Source organism: Brasilonema sp. UFV-L1 (assembly GCF_012912105.1).
Lineage (GTDB): Bacteria > Cyanobacteriota > Cyanobacteriia > Cyanobacteriales > Nostocaceae > Brasilonema.
The window spans coordinates 1-6,478 of the sequence record NZ_QMEA01000229.1; the positions used below are offsets into that span (position 1 = coordinate 1).

The 6,478-nt window shown below is 40.6% G+C and carries 5 protein-coding genes; 2 read left to right on the forward strand and 3 right to left on the reverse strand.

The genetic code is table 11. The annotated features are described in order from the left end of the window. Nucleotides 1-493: 493 nt before the first annotated feature. Together DP117_RS32990 and DP117_RS32995 are read right to left on the reverse strand one after the other, a co-directional pair. Nucleotides 494-973 (reverse strand): DUF4383 domain-containing protein, encoded by a 480-nt coding sequence (locus DP117_RS32990; protein WP_169222383.1) that lies wholly within the window; start codon nucleotides 971-973, stop codon nucleotides 494-496. A 227-nt stretch (nucleotides 974-1,200) separates the two neighbouring features. Continuing rightward, a complete protein-coding gene (locus DP117_RS32995; RefSeq protein ID WP_169222384.1) occupies nucleotides 1,201-1,350 on the reverse strand; it encodes a PsaJ protein in 150 nt (49 codons plus the stop codon). 653 nt (nucleotides 1,351-2,003) lie between these two features. On the opposite strand from DP117_RS32995, the gene DP117_RS33000 reads away from it, so the two are divergent. After that, nucleotides 2,004-2,798 carry an Rpn family recombination-promoting nuclease/putative transposase gene (locus tag DP117_RS33000; RefSeq protein ID WP_169222387.1) on the forward strand — a complete coding sequence of 265 codons (795 nt, stop codon included), beginning with the start codon at nucleotides 2,004-2,006 and terminating at the stop codon, nucleotides 2,796-2,798. A 152-nt stretch (nucleotides 2,799-2,950) separates the two neighbouring features. On the opposite strand, the gene DP117_RS33005 is transcribed toward DP117_RS33000, so the two are convergent. Continuing rightward, nucleotides 2,951-4,459: a phenylacetate--CoA ligase family protein gene (locus DP117_RS33005; RefSeq protein WP_169222385.1), complete on the reverse strand. Its 1,509-nt coding sequence runs from the start codon at nucleotides 4,457-4,459 to the stop codon at nucleotides 2,951-2,953. Between the two features lie 206 nt (nucleotides 4,460-4,665). Between DP117_RS33005 and DP117_RS33010 the strand changes: the two genes are divergently transcribed. Next, nucleotides 4,666-6,435, forward strand: coding sequence for a serine/threonine-protein kinase (locus DP117_RS33010; RefSeq protein ID WP_169222386.1), 1,770 nt, complete (start codon nucleotides 4,666-4,668; stop codon nucleotides 6,433-6,435). Nucleotides 6,436-6,478: the final 43 nt, after the last annotated feature.

Below are 6,478 nucleotides of genomic sequence, written 5' to 3' on the forward strand. Positions count from 1 at the left end.
TGAGGTCAATGCTCAATTTACAACACTTTGAAGCTTAACTGAACCGTATTGGCTTCTAGAGTACCGGTACACTCATCCTAAAAACCCGGTTTGATGTTTGCTCGCATGACTAACTTAACGCTTGCGCTCAATTTAAACAAACCAGGTTTTTTACCTCAATGCATGACTAAATGTACCGGCACTCCAGACTTTAGTTTAGCAGTGGCATTAACGACGGCATGAGTAGATATAATGAAAATCAAGTTTTAAGTTTAAATATCCCGCTGTGCTCACTGGATAATTATCTAGTGAGCAATCAATTATCAATTATCAGTTATCAGTTATCAGTTTGAAGAAGAATTCAGCAATTGGTGCAATTCTTGATTCAGAATAAATAAATAAAGAATTGCGACTTCTGACTCCTGACTCCTTCACTGTGTACTGTTTACTGTTCACTGGTCACTGTTCATTGTTCATTGTTCATTGATTCTTGACTACAGTTGCATGAACTACCTCAAAGGTCATGCAATACACTAGTACCTCTCACCTTGGCTGGTATGACAATCCCATAGTAAGCGGTGACACTTGCTGTTAGGGCATTCAACCAAACATTGTTACCAAACAGTGGCATTAAGCCAAACGTTGTTTTAGCCAAGGGTAGCAATCCCATGATGGAGAGGAACGTATAGGCAACTGCAAAACTACGATTGAATATGCGTGCGCTGCTGGTGCTATTATACGAGGTAATTCCGAATAAACCGACAGCGCAGTGTACAATGTTATGTAAGAAATTGGTGGGAAACAGCCCAAATACATAGCCAAATCCCATAGCATAGGCACTCTTAGTTGCATCAATTGGGACATAAGAGGCAGTCGTCCCAGGCAATGAAACCAAAGCTGGTATAAATCCGGCTATACCTAAAATCAAGAAGAGAATTCCGATGATCAGAGCACAGTAACGCTCTATCATGTCCGCGTTGTTTACGTTGTTCATATTATTCATGACCTCAACTTTTGTGCAAATCTTCACTCGAATGTGAGCTACATGCAAAGATAGTGTTTCAACCAAGAAACACACAGAGGCGATAGCGTCTTTTGAGTGCGCCCCCTATGCCTAACGGCACGCTTGGGCTATCGGGGCTAGCGCTGCTGCTTTGCTGCAGATCGCACTCTTGTTTTCAGGATTCTAATTAACCGAAATCCCTAATATAAATTCAAATCTTACGGCATCGGATGGAAGAGAAGATCTGGGAAAAAGTAGTTAAACACAGCCCAAGTAGAGAAGGCAACTGATATCAAAATAACAGCAATAACTGGTATAAGGGAAAGATACCGAAGGAAATATTGGACTTGCTCGTTTTGCTTCTGCATGACTCGTTTTCCAAAAAAAGTTAATGAGTTAAGCTGAACTAGTATAGTGAAACAAAAACTTCTTCTAGTGATATACAAATCACTAAAATATAGCTCAGTTTGCTTTTGGTGTTAAAACTTTCAAACTGAGAATTTGAAGTTTGCTGTACAATCACTAAGTTAATTACTAAGAAGTCACTTATCCTCTAACTAAAGAAATAATCAATAATTCATTAAGTTGTTATCTTTAACACAAAAAGATAAGATGAGTTACTGGCTAAATTTTCTGTGTCAATCAAGCTATCTAAAATATATAAACTTACAACAGTAATATCTTAATGGAATATTAATGGATACTAAAAAAGCCCCGATAGAATTTCAGGGGCTGAGCGAAGTTGAATTAGAAGATATTCAACTTGATACTATCTATTTCATATCTGTAAACATCCCTCCTTAAGTTAGAAAATAAGTTACAATTTTATGTGTTCATGAATACAACTAGCCCCACTTCAAATATCCCTTTTCGGCATGGGAAAACCCATCAAGAGACTCTGCCTTTAGAAGAATAGTGAGAGAGAGCCTCACAGGATATATTCCCAGCCAGAGTCTGGGAACAAGAAATAACCACCAAACACTCAGGTAAAATAAAAAGTTACGCTACCCACCTAGTATCAATCAGCGTCAAAACAGACACGATATTTTACCACCTATTCCAAAGCTTCCCCAGCATCTTCTTTGAACTTATTAACCAACCACCCGAAACCGCCAACACTTACCAATTTTCTTCGGTAGAAGTTAAACAACTCGCTTTCCGCATAGATGGCGTATTTCTTCCCAAAAGTAATGCATCATCCCCGATTTACTTCGTTGAAGTCCAATTTCAACCCGATAAAAAATTCTACTCTCGCCTGTTTACGGAAATCTTTCTTTACCTAGATAAAGGCGAACTTACTAACAATTGGCGTGGGGTGGTGGTTTATCCAAGCCGCAGTCTTGATGTGGGAGAAACAGAACGCTATATAGAATTACTCACATCTGGGCGAGTCAGCCGCATCTATCTTGATGAATTAGACTCCGCAGCAGAACAGTCGATTGGTATTGGTACAGTTAAACTGATTATAGAGCCGGAGTCAGGCGCAGCTACCAAAGCTAGGGAGTTAATTAACCTTACCAAACAACAAATAGCTGATGAAATTACCCAACGGGAATTTATTGAATTGATAGAAACGATTATCGTCTATAAATTCCCTTTCAAAAGTCGGGAGGAGATAGAGCAAATGTTGGGATTAAGCGAGTTAAAGCAAACTAAAGTTTATCAAGAAGCTAAGTTAGAGGGCAAATTAGAAGCAATTCCTTTTATGTTGAGTTTAGGTGCGACTGTAGAACAAATAGCCCAAGCGTTAGAGTTGGATGTTGAATTAGTCAGGTTGGTAGCTGCTAAAGCTAACCAGGAACAAAGCGGCGAATAGAACAGTGCAAAATAAAAAGCGATCTGCCTCAGGCAGCAGCAAAGCGATCGCTCACTTAACTCTTAACTATCGACGTGATTAACCACTACATCGATGTGTCAACGAGCGCAGTGAGCTTGACTATGGCATTCCAGTTGAGTACAATACAATCCTTACTTACGGGTATAGCGATGTTTCACCCCAACGGGGAAATATTCTGGATCGCCTGTTGGAGCTAGTGCAACTCGCGGCATCTGGTATTCTGGGGGAACGTAGTTAGCAAATTCGCTATTGAGACGCTTGAGTTGGGTGAGAATAGAAGATGCGATCGCCTCTTTTTTCTCTTCACTTTCTTCTACTTGTGGTGCTAACTCCACAACCACAGATAAAAATCGGTTCTTATCTACATCTTCTTGTACTTGCAAAACGAACTTACCTGTCACCCATTCTCTGATATTTGGTTGCTCCAATCCCACCGTCACATTTTCTGGATAGATATTCGCCCCAAAATAGGAAACTGTAAAATTAGAACGTCCAAAAATATAGACAAAAGGAAGTGAACGAACGCCTCTTCCACCCATTTTCTGTAGTTCCGCCACTGGATTGAAGCCCCATTTTGACAAAAACTGGAGCATAGCATCGTAACTTATTATCCCCCCAGCATCTAAAATGTTGTAACGTACCAGGGGAATGCCATTATTCCCAGAAAAAAGTAACGTGCCATCTACCACTTCAAAAAAGCGACTGATAGGATCATACTGTACGAGTGTGGGTAAACGAGATTCGCCAAACAAAGCACGCGCTGCATCGGGATTTTGTGCTAAGAAACGACGAATGCAAATACTTAAAGGTGTTTCATTACCCAATACACCCGCATCCGCTGTTCCATAAAGTGATACTGAGTCATAGCAGGAGTGTTGAGAACCAACTCTTTCACCAACCAAACTGCGCCACTCTTCGCTGAAGACTTCTCCCGCCATCACTAACTTTACCTGATATCGCTGCCACTCAATCCCACGGGCAATTCCAGTATCAATAATATCTTTAAGAAATGGTGGATATCCTAATAAAACAACTTGCTCGAAAGCCGAACCGAGTTCTTGAACAACTCGAAAAATTTCCTCTTTATTGTTACCAGGAGTCACTACAGTAATTGGATAACCTTTGCTAGCAAGATAGCGACAGCAATTAGTTGTGTACATTCCACCTACCCAAGTTCCTAAAGTGAAACAAATCACAGCTAAAGTGTGTCTACTATCTGCGTGAAAACTATCATGAAAAACCTGCTCAAAACGGGTAGCAATTTGCATTTCATCTGCCAAAAAACGCGGCCAAAATGTAGGTTTTCCTGTGGAACCAGAGGAAACAGCTATCATGTCGCATGTTTGTAACTGTCCGTTGCGGCATAATTGGGCTAGAGAATAACGTTGTAAGTAATTTTCTTTTCTCAGTTGCGGTAATCTTTGGAAATCCTCAGAGTTTTGGTATTCATCAGAATTGATCGCATGATTTGCTAAGAAATCTTTGTAAGCAGGCACATTAGCAGCCATATCGTGAAATAATGTCAAAGCTGCTGCTGAAGAATCAGTCTTTATATGCTGTTGTAGAAGTGTTTCTAAGGGAGTTTGTAAAAAATCTGTGAATGCTTTAGTTGCTCTGTGCCGTTGTTGTTCTGAATTCATGACGTTTGTTGCTATAAAAAATTCCGATTGCTAATTTCACCAAGTCGAACTCAGACCACTGTGACTTGTTGTCAGTATTTTAACCTTTGTTGTATTCTGTCTCACGCTCCGGCGCAAACAGGGCAAAATAGGAGAGAGAGTATGCGTAATAGTAGCTTTCCAAGTTGTAGCAACTTATAAAAACCTTTTATTCATCCTTCAGCATCATGGATGTTTATTGCAGTAAACAACACACCAACAATGAAAGTAACCGTTTTTGCACTCAGTGCGGAGAGCCACTCCCTCTTCGTATAGGACAAGTCGTTGATAACCGCTATCGGATTATACGTCATTTGGGACAGGGAGGCTTTGGACGCACTTATGTGGCTGAGGATTTAAATCAATCTCAACTACAGTGCGTGCTAAAGGAGTTTGCACCCCAAGTCGAAGAACAACAGGATTTAGAAAAAGCTAAAGAATTATTTGAACGAGAAGCGAGTGTGCTCAAAAAACTACAGCATCCACAAATCCCACGTTTCCACGCCTCGCTACAAGTGACAATGAATAACAAAGATTTTTTCTTTCTGGTGCAAGACTATGTGGATGGTGACAACTACTGGGATTTACTAGAAAAGCGCACAACTCAAGGACAAACCTTTAGTGAGGAGGAGGTTGTCGAACTGCTAAAGATGATGTTGCCTGTTTTGGCTTACATTCACTCTTTCAATGTTGTTCATCGTGATCTTTCTCCTGATAATATCATTTTGCGGCATAGTGATCATTTACCCGTGCTGATTGATTTTGGTGGAGTCAAGCAATTACCCGCTTCTAAAGGTTTTTGGTTTACTCAACTCGGTGGAATTCGTACAATTTTAGGTAAAAAAGGCTATGCACCAGAAGAACAATTACGTCAGGGGAAAGCTTTTCCTAGTAGTGATTTATACTCAATAGCAGTGACATCGCTCGTGTTGTTAACTGGTCAAGAACCACAACGACTGTATGATTCTTATCAGGGAAGTTGGCGTTGGGGAGAAGAAATAAAAGTCAGCCCCAAGACAGAAGCTGTGTTGAAAAAGATGCTGGCTTATAAACCAAGCGATCGCTACCAAAAAGCTGATGATGTCCTCAAAGATTTGCAGTCTAACACACCTACTGTCAACCCTGCCAAAACTGTCAACCCTGCCAATACCGCCAACCTTGCCAAAACTGCCAAACCTACTATCAAACCCATAAAGACTGCGATGACTAAGCTAAAAACAATGGTTGTTGCTCCTGGGGGGAAACGTGTCAAAACTCTTGTTGGTAAATTCCATAATAAAACTCAAATGGTTGCTCAGGCACTACCTTTGCCTGTTTGGCTTCGTCCTTTTGCTGTCAGTCTCATCAGCACAAGTGTCATTGTTTTGACTTTGGCTGGTACTTGGGCAGTCGTCAGTGCTGTCATTCATGCTGTATCATCTATTTCTATACCAACAATCTCTTTACCTAAAAATCCAGAGGGATCAGATTCTCCTAAAAAACCAACTGCTAGCAACGAACCAAATCGCGGTAACCAAATTATCCGTCGCCGTCAGCAGCTAGAAATACCAGAAGTGTTTTTTACACAAATGACAGATAATATTTTTTATACTAAAAATCCTGATGCCAAAGGACGTGTTCTTACGAGTAACTCAGAAGATACAGCTTTACGAAACGAATGGTTCGCGATCGCAAATGATTTGTTAAATAAATTAGAGCGAGCTAATCTCAGCACATCAGCGCGTCGCAAATTAGGGAACTACAGTGCGCGAGATTACGACAATTGGAGACGACAAGCACAAGCAGGAGAATTTGGAGAATACACAATCGAGCAACTCAACAAAGACACAAACAAAAAATTTGATAGATTGTTTCCGGGACGGCGACGCGAAAATGAGAAACTGGATAAACAGACACTAGGTCAAATATGGTATGCGCTTGCTGCTGACCAAATTAGTAAACTAGAATCTGCTAACTAGAAGATGGGGGATGAGTAGATGAGGAGTCGGGGGAGAATAATCT